This is a genomic window from Alcanivorax sp. HI0083 (assembly GCF_001635175.1).
This window is the reverse complement of the sequence record NZ_LWFX01000636.1, coordinates 1-491: the sequence shown is the minus strand read 5'-3', so window position 1 is coordinate 491 and position 491 is coordinate 1. Positions and strand designations below refer to the sequence as shown.

Annotated in this window: 1 protein-coding gene; it reads right to left on the bottom strand. The window is 61.7% G+C overall.

The window, feature by feature from the left end:
• A partial coding sequence (locus A3754_RS06325; protein WP_156496854.1) for a DUF748 domain-containing protein occupies positions 1 to 491 on the bottom strand: 491 nt, incomplete at both ends.

The following is a 491-nucleotide window of genomic DNA, read 5'->3' as shown; positions in this document are numbered from 1 at the left end:
GTGACTTCGGTATCCACCCCCAGCTGCCCCTTCTCCACCTTGTACCCCAGGTACAGGCCGGTATAAGGCGTCAGGCTGGTCATTTCATAATTGTTCAGCGACACCACCATGTCCGTAGACAATGGCTCCGGGGACAAACGCCCCTTGATGGAAAACGGTGCATAGCGGTCCACTTGCGCACTCAGATCCAGCCTGGCGGTGCTTCCCGGACGGGTATCCAGATTGCTCACCGTGCCAGCCAGCTGATACAAGCCGATACGGAAATTGGGGCTCAGGGACAGGTCTTCATGGCGTACCTGGCTGCCGATCAGACGCACGCGGTCCACCGTCACTTGCCAGGGTTGGGACGAAGACGAAGATGAAGCGCTCGACGAGCCGCTCCCCGACGGCATCGCGGCCTCAATACGGGTAGACGCATCCCGCCCCTGGGCGTCCACCTGGTGCAGCATGTCCATGCCGGTCAGCCCGATTTCGCCGACGCGCACCCGCTG